Annotated in this window: 15 protein-coding genes and 1 pseudogene; 10 read left to right on the forward strand and 6 right to left on the reverse strand. The window is 71.8% G+C overall.

Translation table 11 applies throughout. From position 1 onward, the window contains the following. The first annotated feature begins 50 nt into the window (after window positions 1-50). The 3 genes from ACWIGU_RS13755 to ACWIGU_RS13765 all read left to right on the forward strand — a co-directional run bounded on the left by ACWIGU_RS13755 (window position 51) and on the right by ACWIGU_RS13765 (window position 5047). Window positions 51-1280 carry a helix-hairpin-helix domain-containing protein gene (locus ACWIGU_RS13755; RefSeq protein ID WP_454400437.1) on the forward strand — a complete coding sequence of 410 codons (1230 nt, stop codon included), beginning with the start codon at window positions 51-53 and terminating at the stop codon, window positions 1278-1280. After that, window positions 1277-3943: a ComEC/Rec2 family competence protein gene (locus ACWIGU_RS13760; RefSeq protein WP_454400438.1), complete on the forward strand. Its 2667-nt coding sequence runs from the start codon at window positions 1277-1279 to the stop codon at window positions 3941-3943. Before ACWIGU_RS13755 ends, ACWIGU_RS13760 begins: the two co-directional genes overlap by 4 nt. A 222-nt stretch (window positions 3944-4165) precedes the next feature. Continuing rightward, a complete protein-coding gene (locus ACWIGU_RS13765) occupies window positions 4166-5047 on the forward strand; it encodes a YceI family protein (RefSeq protein WP_454400440.1) in 882 nt (293 codons plus the stop codon). A gap of 99 nt (window positions 5048-5146) precedes the next feature. Here ACWIGU_RS13765 and ACWIGU_RS13770 read toward each other — a convergent pair whose 3' ends face one another. Beyond that, window positions 5147-5392 carry a hypothetical protein gene (locus ACWIGU_RS13770; protein WP_454400441.1) on the reverse strand — a complete coding sequence of 82 codons (246 nt, stop codon included), beginning with the start codon at window positions 5390-5392 and terminating at the stop codon, window positions 5147-5149. Between the two features lie 57 nt (window positions 5393-5449). Here ACWIGU_RS13770 and holA point away from each other — a divergent pair, with 57 nt between their 5' ends. Continuing rightward, the gene (gene holA / locus ACWIGU_RS13775) at window positions 5450-6436 is read left to right on the forward strand and encodes a DNA polymerase III subunit delta (protein ID WP_116513029.1); all 987 of its coding nucleotides are present in this window, start codon (window positions 5450-5452) and stop codon (window positions 6434-6436) included. 302 nt (window positions 6437-6738) lie between these two features. Here holA and rpsT read toward each other — a convergent pair whose 3' ends face one another. Continuing rightward, window positions 6739-7005 carry a 30S ribosomal protein S20 gene (gene rpsT, locus ACWIGU_RS13780; protein WP_100594244.1) on the reverse strand — a complete coding sequence of 89 codons (267 nt, stop codon included), beginning with the start codon at window positions 7003-7005 and terminating at the stop codon, window positions 6739-6741. Between the two features lie 220 nt (window positions 7006-7225). Between rpsT and lepA the strand changes: the two genes are divergently transcribed. Together lepA and ACWIGU_RS13790 are read left to right on the forward strand one after the other, a co-directional pair. Next, window positions 7226-9085 (forward strand): translation elongation factor 4, encoded by a 1860-nt coding sequence (gene lepA, locus ACWIGU_RS13785; RefSeq protein ID WP_454400444.1) that lies wholly within the window; start codon window positions 7226-7228, stop codon window positions 9083-9085. Window positions 9086-9346: 261 nt separating this feature from the next. Then, on the forward strand, window positions 9347-11236 hold the full coding sequence (locus ACWIGU_RS13790; protein ID WP_454400446.1) for an AMP-dependent synthetase/ligase: 1890 nt from the start codon (window positions 9347-9349) through the stop codon (window positions 11234-11236). Between the two features lie 256 nt (window positions 11237-11492). Here the strand turns inward: ACWIGU_RS13790 and ACWIGU_RS13795 are convergent. Continuing rightward, window positions 11493-11707: pseudogene (locus ACWIGU_RS13795) on the reverse strand (response regulator); the annotation flags it as partial. A gap of 144 nt (window positions 11708-11851) precedes the next feature. Further along, entirely contained in the window at window positions 11852-12151 is a 300-nt protein-coding gene (locus ACWIGU_RS13800; RefSeq protein ID WP_454400448.1) for a hypothetical protein, read from the reverse strand. A gap of 102 nt (window positions 12152-12253) precedes the next feature. On the opposite strand from ACWIGU_RS13800, the gene ACWIGU_RS13805 reads away from it, so the two are divergent. Continuing rightward, window positions 12254-14206, forward strand: a complete 1953-nt coding sequence (locus ACWIGU_RS13805; protein WP_454400450.1) for a SpoIIE family protein phosphatase — start codon at window positions 12254-12256, stop codon at window positions 14204-14206. 54 nt (window positions 14207-14260) lie between these two features. Further along, window positions 14261-15493 (forward strand): radical SAM family heme chaperone HemW, encoded by a 1233-nt coding sequence (gene hemW / locus ACWIGU_RS13810; RefSeq protein ID WP_453775392.1) that lies wholly within the window; start codon window positions 14261-14263, stop codon window positions 15491-15493. 13 nt (window positions 15494-15506) lie between these two features. On the opposite strand, the gene ACWIGU_RS13815 is transcribed toward hemW, so the two are convergent. Together ACWIGU_RS13815 and ACWIGU_RS13820 are read right to left on the reverse strand one after the other, a co-directional pair. Continuing rightward, entirely contained in the window at window positions 15507-16379 is an 873-nt protein-coding gene (locus ACWIGU_RS13815) for a DUF3097 domain-containing protein (protein WP_454400453.1), read from the reverse strand. Window positions 16380-16413: 34 nt separating this feature from the next. Further along, on the reverse strand, window positions 16414-17145 hold the full coding sequence (locus ACWIGU_RS13820; protein WP_454400455.1) for an MBL fold metallo-hydrolase: 732 nt from the start codon (window positions 17143-17145) through the stop codon (window positions 16414-16416). Window positions 17146-17266: 121 nt separating this feature from the next. Between ACWIGU_RS13820 and hrcA the strand changes: the two genes are divergently transcribed. Both hrcA and dnaJ read left to right on the forward strand, forming a co-directional pair. Beyond that, on the forward strand, window positions 17267-18283 hold the full coding sequence (gene hrcA / locus ACWIGU_RS13825) for a heat-inducible transcriptional repressor HrcA (protein ID WP_266564353.1): 1017 nt from the start codon (window positions 17267-17269) through the stop codon (window positions 18281-18283). Beyond that, a complete protein-coding gene (gene dnaJ / locus ACWIGU_RS13830) occupies window positions 18284-19420 on the forward strand; it encodes a molecular chaperone DnaJ (protein WP_100594253.1) in 1137 nt (378 codons plus the stop codon). Window positions 19421-19434: the final 14 nt, after the last annotated feature.

Below are 19434 nucleotides of genomic sequence, written 5' to 3' on the forward strand. Positions count from 1 at the left end.
GAATTGAGCAAGATCACCGCGGATTCGGCGGAGTGCCTAGCGTTCGTGGCATGGCACTTGGATCAGCACTTTCAGAGACAGCAGTACGTTCGGAGACGCTTGAGGCGGCTGCCGGTGATGTGGCGCCGGGTGGAGCGTCGGGGACGTGGCAGCGGCGTAGGCGTGTGCGGCGGCGCTATCGGCAGGCGTCGGCCGAGGCGTTGAGGCTGCGGGCGGAGGCGTTGTTCGCGGAGGGGCGGGGTGGGCCGCCGGGTTGGTCCGGCGCGCCGAGTCTTTCGCCCGGTCCACCGGGTGTGCCGAGTTCGCCGGATCCGCCTGAGCGGGTGCGGCCATCTCTTCCACGGTGGGCCGGGACGGTGTCCTCACGTCCTCCTCGGTGGGCTCGGGCGGATGCCGATGCCGATGCCGATTCCGACGACGGCGGCGTCCCGGAGGTGGGTGTGGCGCCGGGGGAGTTCGCGGAGGAGCGGGACGAACCGGCGGGCGAGGCCGAGAGGGATACGCCCTCGTGGCGGGAGCGGGCCGGGCCTGCCGTGCGGGAGCGGCTGCCGCTGTGGATGCAGACGCGGTGCGGGCTCGAGCGGCGGAGCGTGATCGCGCTGGTCGTGGTCCTGGTCGCGGCGGCGGGCTTCGCCGTGCACCACTTCTGGACCGGACGGGCTCAGCCGGTGAGCGCGCCCGAGGTCGTGCGATCGGCGGCGCCCGACGGGGCGGCGGGTCAGCTCGACGCCGTTCGGGAGCCGGACGCCGGGCCGTCGGCGCCCGCCCCGGCCGGGGCGTCGGCTGCGGGCGGGACGGACGGGCCGGCCGGGGCGGCCGCGGCGGGGATCGTCGTGGACGTCAGCGGGAAGGTGCGCAGTCCCGGGATCCATCGGCTGCCGGCCGGATCCAGGGTCGCCGACGCGTTGCGCGCCGCCGGAGGAATCCGTCCGGGGGTGGACCCCGCGGGAATCAACCGGGCGCGACTGCTGGTGGACGGCGAGCAGGTGGTCGTGGGTGTACCGGCGGCACCCGGAGGGACCGGCTCGGGCGGTTCTGCGGGTTCGGCGAGTGCTGCCGGGACGGGTGCCGGAACCGGGGCCGCGGCGGGGCCGATCGGCCTCAACACCGCCACCGCAGAGCAGCTCGACACGCTGCCGGGCGTCGGGCCCGTGCTGGCCCAGCACATCATCGACTACCGCACCGAGCACGGGGGTTTCCGTTCCGTCGATGAACTGCGCGAGGTCAACGGCATCGGTGACCGTCGTTTCTCCGACCTCCAGAATCTCGTACGGCCATGAACGGCACGGGAGTTGCACCGCCCTCGGACCCCGCTTCGGGTGACGCCGACCCCCGGCAGGAGGGCCCGGCGGATCTCCGTCTCGTCCCTCCGGCGCTCGCGGCATGGGCCACGGCAGCGGTGACGCTGGACGCTCCGGCGGCGTGGGTGACGGCCCTGGCGCTGACCTGCGCGGCGGTGGCGGGAGTGTTGTTACTGGGAGGGGCGACACGGGGGCGGCAGGGGAGGACGGAGTCACCCTCCCAGCCGGGATCCCCAGCGCCACTACCGCCCGCGCCCCCGTCCCCGGACTTACGGCCCCCGCCACCCCGCCGTCCCCGCGGAGTGTTCTCGCCCTGGCCTCGTATGTCTGTGGCCGCCGTGCTGCTCTGCGTCGCCGCGTCCGGGGCCTCGGCCGCGCTGCACGGTGCGGATCTGACGCGCGGTCCCGTTCCCGGGCTTGCCCGGCAATTCGCCCGGGCGACGGTCGAGTTGGAGGTGACGGCCGACCCGCGGCTGACGCGTCCTCGCGTCAAGGGGGACCACGCGACACCCTCGTCCGTCGTCATCGCCGCCGATGTGCTGAGAGTCGGCGACGCGGGGCGGGGCGGGGCCTCGGGCGCCGGGACGCGGGTGCGTACGCCGGTTCTGGTCCTCGTCGACGTGGACCGCGCCGCCCCGGGGAGGACGCCGTGGCTGGCACTCCTGCCCAGCACGCGGCTGGCTGTGCACGGAGGGCTGGCGCCCGCGTCGGCCGGCGGCGGCCGGGTCGCGGCCGTGCTCCGCGTCGGACGCGACGAGAGCCCTCGGATCGTCGGCGCCCCCTCCACGGCTCAGCGGTTCGCGGGGAAGCTGAGGGGCGGGCTGCGGGAAGCGACCGAGGGGCTGCCGGCGGATGCCCGCGCGTTGCTTCCCGGGCTCGTGGTCGGGGACACGTCCCGTGTCCCGCCCGAGCTGCACGAGGCATTCGAGGCCACTGACCTCTTGCACCTGACGGCGGTCAGCGGGGCGAACTTCACGATCCTGCTCGCTCTGCTGATCGGTCCGCCCGGCACCGCGCACCGGGCGGAGCGCCGTGGCCTCGCCCCGAGGCTCGGGATCCCGTTGCGGGCGACCGCTCTGCTCGGCGGCGCGCTCACGCTCGGCTTCGTGATCGTGTGCAGGCCGGAGCCGAGCGTGCTCAGGGCGGCGGCCTGCGGGCTCGTCGTACTGCTCGCCATCGGCACCGGGAGACGCAGGTCCCTGATCCCGGCACTGGCCACGGTCGTACTGCTGCTGGTGCTGTACGACCCCTGGCTGGCCCGGAGTTACGGGTTCCTGCTGTCCGTCCTGGCCACCGGCGCGCTGCTGACCCTCGCCCCGCGCTGGAGTGCGGCACTGCGGCGGCGGAGATGTCCGCCGCGCCTGGCGGAGGCGCTCGCGGCGGCCGGGACGGCGCAGGCCGTGTGTGCGCCGGTGGTCGTGGTCATCGCGTCCCGGGTGAGCCTGGTGGCGGTGCCGTGCAATCTGCTCGCGGAGTTCGCGGTCGCGCCGGCGACGGTGCTGGGGTTCGCCGCCCTGGCCGCCGCCCCGCTGGCGATGCCGGTCGCGAAAGTCTTCGCCTGGTGCGCGAGCTGGCCCGCCGGATGGATCGCGGACATCGCACGCGCGGGGGCCGCACTGCCCGGCGGAGGCGTGGACTGGCCCGGGGGCCCGAGCGGCGGGCTGCTGCTCGCCGTGGTCACCCTGGGCGTGGTCCTCGTGGGCCGCCGGGTGCTCAAGTCCCCATGGGTCATGGGGATATGTGTGCTGCTCCTGATCCTCGTGGTCATGCAGCCGAGGCCGCTGACCCGGGTGATCACGGGGTGGCCCCCGCCGGGATGGAGGATGGTGATGTGCGATGTCGGGCAGGGGGACGCGCTGGTGCTCGCGGCGGGCGCGGGGGCCGGGGTGGTGGTCGACGCGGGGCCGGATCCGGTGCTGGTCGACCGTTGTCTGCGCTCGCTCGGGATCACCCGGGTCCCGCTCGTCCTGCTGACCCACTTTCACGCGGACCATGTCGCGGGTCTGCCCGGGGTGCTGCGGGGGCGCGAGGTGGGGGCGATCGAGACGACAGGGTTCGACGAGCCGCCGGAACAGGCGCGTTTCGTTCGGGGATTGGCGGACGCTCGGCACATCACGATGACCCGGGCCGTCGCGGGGGAGCAGCGGCGGACGGGCCGGCTCGCATGGCAGGTGCTGTGGCCGCCGCCGCGACCCGCTCCCGACCCGGACGGCCCGAACGACGCGAGCGTCACCCTGCTGGTCCGCACCGCGGGCCTCACCCTGCTGCTCCTGGGTGACCTCGAACCACCGGCACAGCGCGCCCTGTTGAGATCCCCCGTGGCGGCGGCCCTGCCACCCGTGGACGTTCTCAAGGTCGCCCACCACGGCTCGGCCTACCAGGATCCGGTACTCCTTCGGCGGGTCGCGCCCCGTCTCGCCCTGATTTCGTGCGGCGAGGGCAACCCGTACGGGCATCCGTCGGCGCGCACGGTCGCGGAGTTGCGGGCCGGTGGAGCGGCGGTCCTGCGGACGGACCGGGACGGGGCGTTGGCGGTCACCGGATCGGGGCAGGACAGACCCGGTTCGGTCCGTTCCGGGAAGGCGTCGGGGGAGGGGGCGGGGGAGGGGGCGGGGCTGGGTGTGGTGACGGGTGGGTCGTGACAGGTGCCGGGCCCCTGCGGCTCCCGCGGCATTACCGGCCGGTAGAAATGCCTCCGAGCTGGCGAAACGGTAAGCGGAATGGCTAATTCAGGCATCTCTGTACAGGCGGTAACAGTCTCTGGTATTCCCGCGATGTGGGCCTGTGTTGCCCCGAATGCCACAACGATGGTCGAATGCATCTTCGTTGATGGTGGTCTCAAGCTTCACTGGGGTGTCTCGCGCATGGTCGGCCGCTGGCTGGGAAACCGTACGAACCGGGCTCAACGAACGAGCCCCCTCGCGGAGATGAGCGTGCCGCCCGGTGCGGGATTCGTCAGCTGCCGGGTGCTCGACCCCGTCAACGAGCCGGTGCGCGGCGCCGAGTTCGCGGTGAGCGACGCCATGGGGCGCACGGTCGTGAGTGGTGGGGCCGACCCGTTCGGCTCGTTCGTCGCGGCCGTGCCCGCCGGTGACTACCGGCTCGCGGTCACGGCGGAGGGCTACACGCCGTACCGGGGAAGCGCTTCGGTCGGCGAGAGCGCGCACTCCTCACTCGGCGACGTCATGCTCCAGGTCGCCCAGCCGCCGGCGCTGCCCGACGCCGGGGACTGGGAGATCGAGGCGATGCACTCGTCGGTCGGGTTCACGGCGCGGCACATCGGACTGGCGCGGATCCACGGCCGGTTCAACACGTTCGCGGGCGCGCTGCGCATCGCCGAGCGGGTCGAGCAGTCCGCGATGCATGTGGTGATCGATGCGTCGTCCATCGACACGAACGTGAAGATGCGCGACGACCACCTCAGGTCGGCCGACTTTCTCGACGTGGACCAGTTCCCGACGCTCGAGTTCTACAGCGAACGGTTCGTGCACAGGGGCGGCAGCCGCTGGGCGATCACCGGCGCGCTCTCGCTGCACGGTGTGACCCGCACGGTCACGTTCGACGCGGAGTATCTGGGCCTGGGCAACGGCATGGAGGGGGAGACCCGCGCCGCCTGCCGCGCCACCACGGAGCTGCACCGCGACGACTTCACGGTCAACTGGCAGACGATGCTGGCCCGCGGGATCGCGGCGGTCGGCTCCAGCGTGAAGATCGAGCTCGACATCCAGATCGTCCCGAAGGGCTGACGCCCCCGCGGCATCCGCGACGGCCGGCCCTCGAAGGTCGGCCCTCAACCGCCGCCCCGATACCGCCGACCAGTTGCCGCCGCCCCGATGTCGCCGCGGCTAAGGCGCCTCGAGCCAGCCCTCGTGCTCCGCGGCGAACGCGTCGAGTGAGGCGGGGTCGAGGCGGCCGGTAGGGTCCTCGATCACCACGAGCCACTGGGCGTCCTCGGCGTCGTCCTCACCGGCCAGCGCGTCGCGTACGAGCTGGGGCTCCTCGGTGACGCCGAACCGGTCGGGAAGCTCCTCGGCCACCTCCTCCGCGGCGTCGCGGTCGGGCAGCACCAGTACATGTCGCGCGTCGGTCACCCGGCCATTCTCCGGCACGGCGGGCGTTGTCAGTGCCGCGTGGGATGCTTGACCGCGATGGCCAGGAAGACTGCAACAGACGACGTGCTCGCCCCTGTCACCCTCGCCGTGGGGCAGGAGGACCTGCTGCTCGACCGCGCCGTGCAGCAGGTGGTGGCTGCCGCTCGTGCCGCCGACGCGGACACGGATGTGCGTGACCTCACGTCCGACCAGCTTCAGCCCGGCACGCTCGCCGAGCTGACCAGCCCGTCGCTCTTCGCCGAGCGCAAGGTCGTGGTCGTACGCAATGCGCAGGACCTCTCGGCCGACACGATCAAGGACGTGAAGGGCTACTTCGCGGCGCCCGCCGAGGAGATCACGCTGGTGCTGCTGCACGCGGGCGGCGCCAAGGGCAAGGGGCTGCTCGACGCGGCCCGCAAGGCGGGGGCCCGCGAGGTCGCCTGCCCCAAGATGACCAAGCCCGCGGACCGGCTGGCGTTCGTGCGCAGCGAATTCCGGGCGATCGGCCGTTCCGCGACGCCGGAGGCGTGCCAGGCCCTGGTCGACTCGATCGGCAGTGACCTGCGGGAGCTGGCGTCCGCTGTCACGCAGCTCGGCGCGGACGTCGAGGGCACCATCGACGAGGCGGTCGTCGCCCGGTACTACACGGGCCGGGCGGAGGCCTCCAGCTTCACCGTCGCCGACCGGGCCGTCGAGGGCCGCGCCGCGGAGGCGCTGGAGGCGCTGCGGTGGTCGTTGTCGACCGGGGTGGCGCCCGTGCTGATCACCAGCGCGCTCGCCCAGGGGGTCCGCGCCATCGGCAAGCTCTCGTCGGCACGCGGCGGCCGGCCCGCTGATCTCGCCCGGGAGCTGGGGATGCCGCCGTGGAAGATCGACCGGGTGCGCCAGCAGATGCGCGGCTGGACGCCGGACGGTGTGGCCGTCGCGCTGCGGGCCGTCGCCGAGGCCGACGCGGGCGTCAAGGGCGGCGGGGACGATCCCGAGTACGCCCTCGAGAAGGCCGTGGTCACCATCGCAAGGGCCGCCCGCTCCCGCCGCGGCTGAGCCACACAGCCACACCGCCGCCCCATACCCCCGCCCCACACCCGCAGGCCCCCGGCCCACGCGGGACTTGCGCCGCCATGCCATGCGACGCAAGCCCCACACATGCCAAAACCCCGCCCAGCCATCCTGGGGAAGGACAGCCGTGCGGGGTCTCAGGTTCAAGCTCGATGGATCCGCACCCGCGTGGCGAACGCAGTCGCGTGCAGATCCGGGGTGCCGGCCGGGAGCGGAGAGAGAGGGCCCGCTCGGGTCCGTCCGGCGATCACATCAAAGGAGTGCCCGTCCCGTGAGGGAGTGGGTACTCAGCCCTTGAGGGAGGAAGCCTTGGAAGCAAGCGCCGACTTCTTGTTGGCGGCCTGGTTCTTGTGGATGACGCCCTTGGAGACGGCCTTGTCGAGCTTGCGCGAAGCCTCGCGCGTCAGCTCCTCGGCCTTCTGGGTGTCACCCGCGGCAACGGCCTCGCGGGCCTTGCGGATCGCGGTCTTGAGGGAGGACTTGACAGCCTTGTTGCGCTGACGGGCCTTCTCGTTGGTCTTGATCCGCTTGATCTGGGACTTGATGTTCGCCACGAAATGAGCCTTTTCAGGTTCAGGCACGCGAGCTCACGCCCACGCGCCGGTGATTTCTCTTGAGGTGCCTCGCGCCGAGAGGGCATGAGACACAGCTGTCAACGTTACCAGCCGTGCTCCGAGCGGCCCAAACCGGGCGCAGCCCCGCGTCCGTGGGACGATGGAACCTACGTATAGATCCGACCCGAGGCGACAGGCGCCTCAAGAGACAGGACCCTGCGTGCCCGCGACCCCTAACAATGTGCCCGAGCCGAGCCGTACTGCCCCGGCTCTGATCCGCAATTTCTGCATCATCGCGCACATCGACCACGGCAAGTCCACGCTCGCCGACCGGATGCTCCAGCTGACCGGTGTGGTCGAGCAGCGGCAGATGCGTGCTCAGTACCTCGACCGGATGGACATCGAGCGCGAGCGCGGCATCACGATCAAGTCCCAGGCGGTGCGACTGCCCTGGGCCCCGAGCGAGGACCCGGGCAAAACCCACATCCTCAACATGATCGACACCCCGGGGCACGTGGACTTCACGTACGAGGTCTCGCGGTCCCTCGCGGCCTGTGAGGGCACGGTCCTGCTCGTCGACGCGGCCCAGGGCATCGAGGCGCAGACTCTCGCCAACCTCTATCTGGCGATGGAGAACGACCTCAAGATCATCCCGGTTCTCAACAAGATCGACCTGCCGGCCGCCCAGCCCGAGAAGTTCTCCGAGGAGCTCGCGAACCTCATCGGCTGCGAGCCGGAGGACGTGCTGAAGGTCTCCGCGAAGACCGGCATGGGCGTCGAGGCGCTGCTCGACAAGGTCGTCGCCGAGATCCCGGCCCCGGTCGGCGTCGCCGACGCGCCCGCCCGCGCGATGATCTTCGACTCCGTGTACGACTCCTACCGCGGCGTCGTGACGTACGTACGAGTCGTCGACGGCCAACTCAACAAGCGTGAGCGGATCCGGATGATGTCCACCGGCGCCACCCACGAGCTCCTGGAGATCGGGGTCTCCTCGCCGGAGATGACCTCGGCCGACGGCATCGGCGTCGGTGAGGTGGGCTACATCATCACCGGCGTGAAGGACGTCCGTCAGTCCAAGGTCGGTGACACGATCACCTCCCTGCACAACGGCGCCACCGTGGCGCTCGGCGGCTACAAGGACCCGAAGCCGATGGTCTTCTCGGGCCTCTATCCGCTGGACGGCTCGGAGTACCCGGACCTGCGCGAGGCCCTCGACAAGCTGCAGCTCAACGACGCCGCGCTCGTCTACGAGCCGGAGACCTCGGCCGCGCTCGGCTTCGGCTTCCGCGTCGGCTTCCTCGGCCTGCTCCACCTCGACGTGATCCGTGAGCGCCTCGAGCGCGAGTTCGGGCTCGACCTCATCGCCACCGCGCCCAACGTGGTCTACCGCGTGGCCATGGAGGACGGCACCGAGCACACGGTCACCAACCCGAGCGAGTTCCCCGAAGGCAAGATCGACAAGGTCTTCGAACCCGTCGTACGGGCCACGATCCTCGCCCCCAGCGAGTTCATCGGCTCGATCATGGAGCTCTGCCAGACCCGCCGCGGCACGCTGCTCGGCATGGACTACCTCTCCGAGGACCGCGTCGAGATCCGCTACACGCTGCCGCTCGCGGAGATCGTCTTCGACTTCTTCGACCAGCTGAAGTCCAAGACGCGCGGCTACGCGTCCCTGGACTACGAGCCCACCGGCGAGCAGGACTCCAGCCTGGTCAAGGTCGACATCCTGCTGCACGGCGACAAGGTCGACGCCTTCTCCGCGGTCACGCACAAGGACGCGGCGTACGCGTACGGCGTGCGGCTGGTCGCCAAGCTGCGCGAGCTCATCCCGCGGCAGGCCTTCGAGGTGCCGATCCAGGCCGCCATCGGCTCCCGGGTCATCGCCCGCGAGACGATCCGCGCGATCCGCAAGGACGTCCTCGCCAAGTGCTACGGCGGTGACATCTCCCGTAAGCGCAAGCTGCTCGAGAAGCAGAAGGAGGGCAAGAAGCGCATGAAGATGGTCGGCTCCGTCGAGGTGCCGCAGGAAGCCTTCATCGCCGTGCTCTCCAGCGACGACAGCGGCTCGAAGAAGAAGTAGGCCGCGTCACAGCAGTCCGGGGCCCGTCGCGCGTCAGTGCGGCGGGCCTCTTGATTTCCCGGCATTGTTGTGCGGGCCTTTTGTGGGGGCTGTGTGTACAGCGGCTGTTGACAAGAAGTGACAGGCTGCGGCCCCTTACGCGCCGGGCGACTGCGCTCTACTCTGATCACTGCTCGGTAGTTACTCGCCAGTTAAACAACAGCCGCCAACAGCCAGCCGCGCCCAGTCTCGCCGCACTGCCGCGGGCCCCCGGAGGACGTCGTGAGCGACACACAGACCCTGATCGAGAACCGTCCGCCGTCCGTGGCGGCCCTCTTCCTGGAGCGCGTGGCGGCCACGCCCGATACCGAGGCCTACCGGTACCCGGTGCCATCGGCCTCCGGTGAGGGCCCCGAGGAGTGGAAATCGCTGAGCTGGGGGCAGGCCTCGACGCGGGTCTACGCCATCGCGGCCGGCCTCATCGAGCTCGGCGTCCAGCCGGAGGAGCGGGTCGCGCTCGCCTCCTCCACGCGGGTCGAGTGGATCCTGGCCGACCTCGGCATCCTGTGCGCGGGCGCCGCCACGACCACCGTGTACCCGCAGACCAACGCCGAGGAGTCGGGGTTCATCCTCGCGGACTCGGACAGCAAGGTCCTGATCGCCGAGGACGCGGCCCAGCTGGCCAAGGCCCGCGAGCGCCGGGCCGACCTGCCCGACCTCGCGCATGTCGTCGTCATCGACGAGGCCGGGGTCGAGCCGGACGCCGCGGACCCCGAGGGCTGGGTGCTCACGCTCGCCGACCTGGAGAAGCGCGGCGCCGCCCACCTGGAGAAGCACCCGGACCTGATCAAGGAAAAGGTCGGCGCGATCACCGCGGACCAGCTGGCGACCCTGATCTACACCTCCGGCACCACCGGCCGGCCCAAGGGCGTGCGCCTCCCGCAGGACAACTGGTCGTACATGGCGAAGGCCATCGCCTCGACCGGCCTGGTCGGCCCGGACGACGTGCAGTACCTGTGGCTGCCCCTCGCGCACGTCTTCGGCAAGGTCCTCACCTCCGGGCAGATCGAGGTCGGGCACGTCACCGCCGTCGACGGCCGCGTGGACAAGATCATCGAGAACCTGCCCGTCGTGCAGCCGACCTACATGGCCGCGGTGCCGCGCATCTTCGAGAAGGTCTACAACGGGGTCGCGGCCAAGGCGCGGGCCGGCGGCGGCGCCAAGTACAAGATCTTCCAGTGGGCGGCCGAGGTCGCGCGCGAGTACGCGAAGGTCAGCCAGGACAACTTCCGCAGGACCGGGACGGCCAGCGTGCCGTTCTCGCTCGGCGCCAAGCACAAGGTCGCCGACGCGCTCGTCTACTCCAAGCTGCGCGAGGCGTTCGGCGGCCGGCTGCGTGCCTGCGTCTCCGGCTCGGCGGCGCTCGCCCCCGAGATCGGCTACTTCTTCGCCGGTGCGGGCGTGCACATCCTCGAGGGCTACGGCCTCACGGAGACCTCCGCCGCGTCTTTCGTCAACCCCGGCGAGGCGTACCGCACCGGCACCGTCGGCAAGCCGGTGCCCGGCACGGAGGTGCGGATCGCGGACGACGGCGAGATCCTGCTGCGCGGCCCCGGCGTCATGCAGGGCTACCACGGGCTGCCCGAGAAGACGGCCGAGGTCCTGGAGTCCGACGGTTGGTTCCACACCGGCGACATCGGTGAGCTGTCGCCCGACGGCTACCTCAAGATCACCGACCGTAAGAAGGACCTGATCAAGACGTCGGGCGGCAAGTACGTCGCGCCCGCCGAGGTGGAGGGCCAGTTCAAGGCCGTCTGCCCGTACGTCTCGAACATCCTGGTGCACGGCGCCGACCGGAACTTCTGCACGGCGCTCATCGCTCTCGACGAGCCGTCCATCCTGGAGTGGGCCAAGGACAACGGCCTGGAGGGCAAGTCGTACGCCGATGTGGTCGCGGCCCCCGCCACGGTCGAACTGGTCGAGGGCTACGTCAAGGAGCTCAACCTCGGCCTCCAGAAGTGGCAGACCATCAAGAAGTTCAAGCTCCTGCCGCGCGACCTCGACATCGAGCATGGCGAGCTGACCCCGAGCCTGAAGCTGAAGCGGCCGGTCGTCGAGCGTGAGTACGGGCACCTGATCGACGAGATGTACGCCGGCTCTCGCGAGGCGTGAGCGCTTTTCGTCTGCCGGTCTCTGCTCGGTGGGGCGGGTGCGGGGAGTCTGTGGCTGATCGCGCCCGCTCGGCGGAGCCGCGTACAGACACAGCCCCGCGCCCGTTCAGGGACGCCTCATGTTGCGCGGCGTCTCCTTCCTCTCTGTGATGTGGGCGGCTCAGGTCGCTCGCGTCGGGGTGGGCGTCCTGAGCCAAGTGGCGCGCGAGCGACTCCATTCGTGAAGTCGGCGCATCGAACTGGCGCTGCTCGCGGTGGAACGCGCAGCCCGTGTCCGTGTCCGCGTCCGTGCCCGTGCCCGTGCCCGTCAGGATGATGACGGGCACGTCCTTCGTCCGGGTCGAGCCGCTTGATGTTCGCCGCGGTCTCGAAGCCGTCCATGCCCGGCATCCGGATGCCTAGGAGGAAGGACGACGGCGAACCGCCCGCGCGGTAGCGCCTTCATCGCTTCCTCGCCCGAACGCGCCCGAAGCGCCCGAACATGCCCGAACACGCCCGCACGAGCGGCTCGTCGAGCGAAGCCAGAGCAACTGGTCCACGTCCACCGGATTCGGTACGTAGTCGTCGGCGCCCCGCGCGATGGACTTCTCCCGGTCGCCGGGCATCGCCCTCGCGGTCAGCGCCACGATCGGAAGACCGGCCCAGCGGGGGTCCCCGCCGGCGACCACACGACGCTCCGCACGAGGCCGCCCGCCAGGTGCAGGCGGCCGCCTTCGAGACCGAAGCCACGCGTGGTGCGGTGCAGGCCTGGGCTCGCCGCACGCCTGGTCTTGAAGCCGGGCATCCCCCCGCAGCGCCATGGGGCCTTGGCGAAGTCGCCGTCCCGCGCCGACGTCAACGCGGGCAGAAACGCATGCAGTTCGGTGGCCTGGATCCGGCCCGGATCCTGAACGCGCGTAGCACTGTTCTCGCTCATGGTGGCCCACTTCGGTAACTCGGTGCTTATGGGCGGGGCCGGTCTGTCACTCTGTCCGTGTCGCCTGAGGCGTCATTGCCCGAACTGCACAGGAGCCGCACCGTGGGGTCCATTCCGCTGCAACGGGAGACCACGTACGCCACCGACGAGCCCTCCCGTCCCCCGGGAGCACCGGCCGTCGTGCGGACCTCGCTGCCCGGAAACCCGATGGCCCCGGCTGCGGCGCGCCGCTTCGTGCGGGGTGTTCTCGCCGACTGGGCCGAGCTCGGCCTGGCCGCCACGTCCGGCGGCGGCGACCGGCTCGCCGACGACGCCGTGGTCGTACTCAGCGAACTCGTCACGAACGCCGTGGTCCACGCCGGCACCAATGTCGAGCTGCTGTGCCGCCTCGAAACCGGGCACCCCGACGACCCGGACGGCGCGTGCGCGCCCGCCGCCCTCGTCATCGAGGTCTCCGACCATCACCCCGCCCGCGCCGTCCGCAGCGACCGCATCGACATGGGCCCCGACACCCCCGAGTGCGGGCGCGGGCTGCGCCTCGTGGCCTCTCTCTCCGACGCCTGGGGCATCACGTACCAGCCCGGCACCAAGACCGTCTGGGCCCGCCTCCCCGTCGACGAAGCCGACCGGCGCGGCGGCGACCCCGAGGCGTACCCCGGCGCAAGAACCTTTCAGCGCGGGCTGCGCGCCGCGGAATTACTGGCTCCCACGCCGCGCCGCTTCCCCCACGACCAGGACTGGGTCAACCGCGGCGCGCTCTCCTTCCTCGCCGAGGCCTCCGACCTGCTCGCCGGACAGCTCGACGAGGACCAGGTCGCCTCACTCGCCGGACAGATGCTGGTGCCGCGCATGGCCGACTGGTGCGCCGTCTGGCTCGACGACGAGGACGGCAGGCCCGACCGGGGCGCCGCCGACCGCGCGGGCCGCGGCACCGACGCCCTCGCCACGCCCCGCCTCGCCCGCGTCTGGCACACCAGCGAGAACCGCATGGAGGAGCTCCGCAACATCCTGGAGAAGGACCCGCCGCAGCCCACCGACGCGGCGCGCAGCGCGGCCGTCCCCGTGCCGTGGCCCTTCGAGAGCCTCGGCGGCGACCCGACGGGCGCCGCGCTCGCCTACCGCCTCAGCGCGGGCGGTCGCGCGGTGGGCACCCTCCTCATCGGACGGGCCGGCCTGACGCGCTTCCCCGACGAGGTCACGGGCCTCGTCGAGGACTTCGCCCGCCGCGTCGCCCTCGCCGTCAGCGCGGCCCGCCGCTACACCCGGCAGGCCACCATCAGCCGCATCCTCCAGCGCGGACTGCTGCCTTCCGCCGTCGCGCAGATCCCCGGCATCGAGTCCGCGCTCGTGTACGAGCCGCGCGACGCGGGCGGCCCCGGCGGCGACTTCTACGACGTGTTCCCCGCCGGTGACGGCCGCTGGTGCTTCGCGCTCGGCGACGTCCAGGGAAAGGGCCCCGAGGCAGCCGTCGTCATCGGCCTCGCCCGGCCCTGGCTGCGGCTGCTCGCCCGCGAGGGGTACCAGGTCGCCGAGGTCCTCGACCGGCTCAACCGGCTCCTCCTCGACGACGCCACGGAGGCGGCCGACGCGGCTGCCCGCGCGCTCGCCGCCGCGGGCGGCCAGGGCCTCGCACCCGAGGGCGCGCCCCGCTTCCTCTCCTTGCTCTACGGGGAGCTGGTGCCCACCGAGGACGGGATGCGCTGCACCCTGGCCTGTGCCGGACACCCGCTGCCGCTCCTGCTGCGGCCCGACGGCCTGGTCGAGTGCGCCGCCGAGCCCCAGGTGCTCCTCGGCGTCGTCGACGATCCCGGCTACACCAGCGAGAGCCTCGTCCTCCACGACGGCGACACCCTCCTGTGCGTCACGGACGGAGTGACGGAGCGCCGGGACGGGCACCGCCAGTTCGACGACGGCGACGGCCTCTCCCACGCCCTCGCCGGCTGCACGGGCCTCACCGCACCTCTGCTCGCCGAACGGATCAGACGCCTGGTCCACGAATTCTCCGAGAGCCCACCGGACGACGACCTGGCACTGCTGGTACTGCAGGCCCGGTAGGTCCTCACGGCCGCGGCCGGCGGGACCACCTCGCGACTGCGGGACAATAGGTCCATGCCTTCCGCACTTCCCGACGGTGAGCCCGTCCCCGACGACGGCGCGTTGCCCGCCTCCGCCCTGGCCGGGGCGGCGGAGCGGCCCCTCGGGTTCTATCTGCATGTCCCGTACTGCGCCACGCGCTGCGGCTACTGCGACTTCAACACGTACACCGCGACCGAGCTGCGCGGCTCCGGCGGTGTGCTCGCCTCGCGCGACAACTACGCGGACACCCTCGTCGACGAGGTCCGTCTCGCCCGCAAGGTCCTCGGCGACGACCCGCGCCAGGTGCGGACCGTCTTCGTCGGCGGCGGGACCCCGACGCTCCTCGCGGCCGACGACCTCGTGCGCATGCTCGGGGCGATCCGTGACGAGTTCGGACTCGCGCCCGACGCCGAGGTGACGACGGAGGCCAACCCCGAGTCCGTCGGCCCCGCCTACCTGGAGACCCTCCGCGAGGGCGGCTTCAATCGCATCTCCTTCGGCATGCAGAGCGCCAGGCAGCACGTCCTGAAGATCCTCGACCGCACCCACACCCCCGGCCGCCCCGAGGCCTGCGTCGCCGAGGCGCGCGCCGCGGGCTTCGACCACGTCAACCTCGACCTGATCTACGGCACCCCCGGCGAGAGCGACGACGACTGGCGGGCCTCCCTGGAGGCGGCCATCGGCGCCGGACCCGACCATGTGTCGGCGTACGCGCTGATCGTCGAGGAGGGCACCCAGCTCGCCCGGCGCATCCGCCGCGGCGAGGTCCCGATGACGGACGACGACGTCCACGCGGACCGCTACCTGATCGCGGACGAGGTCCTCGGCGGTGCGGGCTTCGACTGGTACGAGGTGTCGAACTGGGCCACCACCGACGCCGGGCGCTGCCTGCACAACGAGCTGTACTGGCGCGGCGCCGACTGGTGGGGCGCGGGCCCCGGCGCGCACAGCCACGTCGGCGGGGTGCGCTGGTGGAACGTGAAGCACCCGGGCGCCTACGCCGGGCGCCTCGCCGAGGGACGTTCGCCCGGCGCCGGCCGCGAGCTCCTCTCGGACGAGGACCGGCGCGTCGAGCGCATTCTGCTGGAGCTGCGCCTCCTGGAGGGCTGCCCGTTGTCGCTCCTGAAGCCCGCGGGCCGCGCCGCCGCGGGCCGGGCCCTGTCCGACGGCCTGCTCGAAGCGGCCCCGTACGAGTCCGGCCGCGCCGTCCTCACCCTGCGCGGCCGGCTCCTCGCCGACGCGGTCGTCCGCGACCTCGTCGACTGAGCCCGCGCAGCCGTCAGGGCAGCGTCACGAAGTCGATCAACTCCTCGACCCTGCCCAGGAGTTCGGGCTCCAGGTCGCGGTAGCTGTGTACCCGCGACAGGATGTGCTGCCAGGCCGCGCCGGTGTTCTCCGGCCAGCCGAGCGCCCGGCACACGCCCGTCTTCCAGTCCTGGCCGCGCGGCACCCGGGGCCACGCCCGGATGCCCACGGCCGACGGCTTCACGGCCTCCCACACGTCGATGTAGGGGTGGCCGACGACCAGCGCGTGCTCGCCGGTGACCTGCGCCGCGATCCGTGACTCCTTCGAGCCGGGCACCAGATGGTCGACGAGGACGCCGAGCCGCGCGTCCGGCCCGGGAGCGAATGCGGCGACGATCGCGGGCAGGTCGTCGACGCCCTCCAGGTACTCCACGACCACGCCCTCGATGCGCAGGTCGTCGCCCCAGACCCGCTCCACCAGCTCCGCGTCGTGCCGGCCCTCCACATAGATGCGCCCGGCCCGCGCGACCCGCGCCCGCGCCCCGGGGACGGCGACCGACCCGGAGGCCGTGCGCGCGGGACGTACGGGCGCCGCGGCCACGGGGCGCACGAGGGTGACGACCCGGCCTTCGAGCAGGAAGCCGCGCGGGTCCATGGGGAACACCCGATGCTTGCCGAAGCGGTCCTCCAGGGTCACCGTCGGGCCCTGGGCCGTCTTCTCGCAGCGGACGACCGCCCCGCAGAACCCGGTCGTGACCTCCTCGACCACGAGATCCACGTCCGCCGCCACTTCGGGCGCGGCCTGCTGCTTCTTCCACGGCGGGGTGAAGTCGGGGGAGTACGGACGGTGCCGCGGGCCCGAAGGGCCCTCGTTGGAAGGGCGGTGGCGGGAGACGGGTGGGAGCATGGTGCAGACGATAGGAGTACGAACTGCCGTGCGGTTACGACACGCCGAAACGCGCCGCCAGCGCGGCACGCTGCGCCCGGACAAACTCCGCATTCACCGCGGCTCCGTGCCCGGGAACGTACACGGCGTCTTCACCGCCCAGTTCCAGCAGCCGGCCCAGAGCGGCCGGCCAGCGGGACGGCACCGCGTCACGGCCCGCCTGCGGCTCGCCCGACTCCTCGACCAGGTCACCGCAGAAGACGACCTCGGGCGTGCCCGGCACCAGGACCGCCAGGTCGTGCCCGCTGTGCGCCGGGCCCACGTTCGCGAGCAGCACCTGGAGCCCGCCGCCCAGATCGAGCGTCCACTCCCCGCACACCCGGTGGTGCGGCACGACGAGCACGTCCACCGCGTCGGCCGCCTCCTCGTGCGGCACGCCGTGCGCGACCGCGGACGCCCGCAGTTCGTCGCGGCCCCGCGTGAACACCGTGTCGATGCCCGCGGCGCCGTACACCTCGACACCGGCGAACGCCGCCGTGCCCAGAACATGGTCGAAATGGGGGTGCGTCAGCGCGATATGCGTCACGCGCGCGTGCGGGCCGATGAGGCGCCGGGTGTCCGCCCGCAGCGCCGAACCCTCACGAAGTGATGAACCCGTGTCGATCAGCAACGCCGCCCCGTCGCCCACCACAAGGCCCGTCGTGCAGTCCCAGCCCGGCAGCCGGATCCGCCCCGCCCGGGCGGACAGCTCCTCCCAGCCCACCTCATTCCAGTCCAGGTCGTCCATGGGTCCGACGCTAGCGCCCTTGCCGGGCCCGTACCCACCGGCCGTACACTGACCCGGAGACCATTGGCACTCGGCCGCACCGAGTGCCAGCCGCGGACGACACAGCTGGAGGTGTGCGCGAATGCTCAGCGAACGCAGGCTCGAAGTGCTGCGCGCCATCGTCCAGGACTACGTGGGGACCGAGGAGCCGGTCGGCTCCAAGGCGCTCACCGAGCGGCACAGCCTCGGCGTCTCACCGGCGACGGTGCGCAACGACATGGCGGCGCTCGAGGAGGAGGGCTTCATCGCCCAGCCCCACACGAGCGCCGGGCGGATCCCCACCGACAAGGGGTACCGCCTGTTCGTGGACAAGCTGACGGCGGTCAAGCCGATGACGGGGCCCGAGCGCCGCGCCATCCAGAACTTCCTCGACGGCGCCGTCGACCTCGACGACGTCGTCGGCCGGACCGTGCGGCTGCTCGCGCAGCTGACACGGCAGGTCGCCGTGGTGCAGTACCCGTCCCTGACGCGGTCCACCGTGCGCCATGTGGAGCTGCTCTCGCTCGCCGCCGCCCGTCTGATGCTCGTACTGATCACGGACACGGGCCGCGTCGAGCAGCGGATGATCGACTGCCCGGCGCCGTTCGGCGAGACCTCTCTCGCCGATCTGCGGGCCCGGCTCAACAGCCGGGTCGCGGGACGCCGCTTCGCGGACGTCCCGCAGCTGGTGCAGGACCTGCCGGAGTCCTTCGACGCGGAGGACCGCGGCACGGTCGCGACGGTGCTCTCCACTCTCCTGGAGACGCTCGTCGAGGAGACCGAGGAGCGTCTGATGATCGGCGGCACCGCCAATCTCACCCGCTTCGGACATGACTTTCCCCTCACCATCCGGCCCGTCCTCGAGGCCCTCGAGGAGCAGGTCGTGCTCCTCAAGCTCCTTGGTGAGGTTAACGATTCGGGCATGGCCGTACGGATCGGTCACGAGAACGCCCATGAGGGACTCAGCTCCACCTCCGTGGTCTCGGTCGGCTACGGTTCGGGCAGCGAGGCAGTCGCCAAACTCGGCGTGGTCGGACCGACCCGCATGGATTACCCGGGAACGATGGGAGCAGTACGCGCAGTGGCACGTTACGTCGGACAGATCCTGGCGGAGTCGTAAGTGGCCACGGACTACTACGCCGTACTCGGCGTGCGCCGCGACGCCTCCCAGGACGAGATCAAGAAGGCCTTCCGCAGGCTGGCCCGTGAGCTTCACCCGGACGTGAATCCGGACCCGAAGACACAGGAGCGGTTCAAGGAGATCAACGCCGCCTACGAGGTGTTGTCGGACCCGCAGAAGAAGCAGGTCTACGACCTCGGCGGCGACCCCCTCTCGCAGGCGGGCGGAGGCGGGGCCGGCGGCTTCGGCGCCGGTGGCTTCGGGAACTTCTCCGACATCATGGACGCGTTCTTCGGAACGGCGTCCCAGCGTGGTCCCCGGTCGCGTACACGCCGCGGCCAGGACGCCATGATCCGGCTCGAGATCGAGCTGGACGAGGCCGCCTTCGGGACCACCAAGGACATTCAGGTCGACACGGCCATCGTCTGTACGACCTGCAGCGGCGAGGGTGCCGCGCCGGGTACGTCCGCGCAGACCTGTGACATGTGCCGCGGTCGCGGCGAGGTGTCCCAGGTCACGCGGTCCTTCCTCGGCCAGGTCATGACGTCGCGGCCGTGCCCGCAGTGCCAGGGCTTCGGCACCGTCGTGCCGACGCCGTGCCCGGAGTGCGCCGGTGACGGCCGCATCCGCTCGCGGCGCACGCTCACGGTGAAGATCCCGGCCGGCGTCGACAACGGCACGCGGATCCAGCTCGCGGGCGAGGGCGAGGTCGGCCCCGGCGGCGGCCCCGCCGGTGACCTGTACGTCGAGATCCACGAGCTGGCGCACCCTGTCTTCCAGCGGCGCGGCGACGATCTGCACTGCACCGTCACCATCCCGATGACGGCCGCGGCGCTCGGCACCAAGGTGCCGCTGGAGACGCTCGACGGCCTGGAGGAGATCGACATCCGGCCGGGCACGCAGTCCGGCCAGTCGGTCCCGCTGCACGGGCGCGGCATCACGCACCTGCGCGGCGGCGGCCGCGGTGACCTCATCGTGCACGTCGAGGTCCTGACGCCGACCAAGCTGGACCCGGAGCAGGAGCGGGTACTGCGTGAGCTGTCGAAGCTGCGCGGCGAGGAGCGGCCCACGGGGCAGTTCCAGCCCGGGCAGCAGGGGCTGTTCTCGCGGTTGAAGGACGCGTTCAACGGGCGCTGACCGAGCCCGGCGTA

Source organism: Streptomyces sp. NPDC055400, assembly GCF_053644375.1.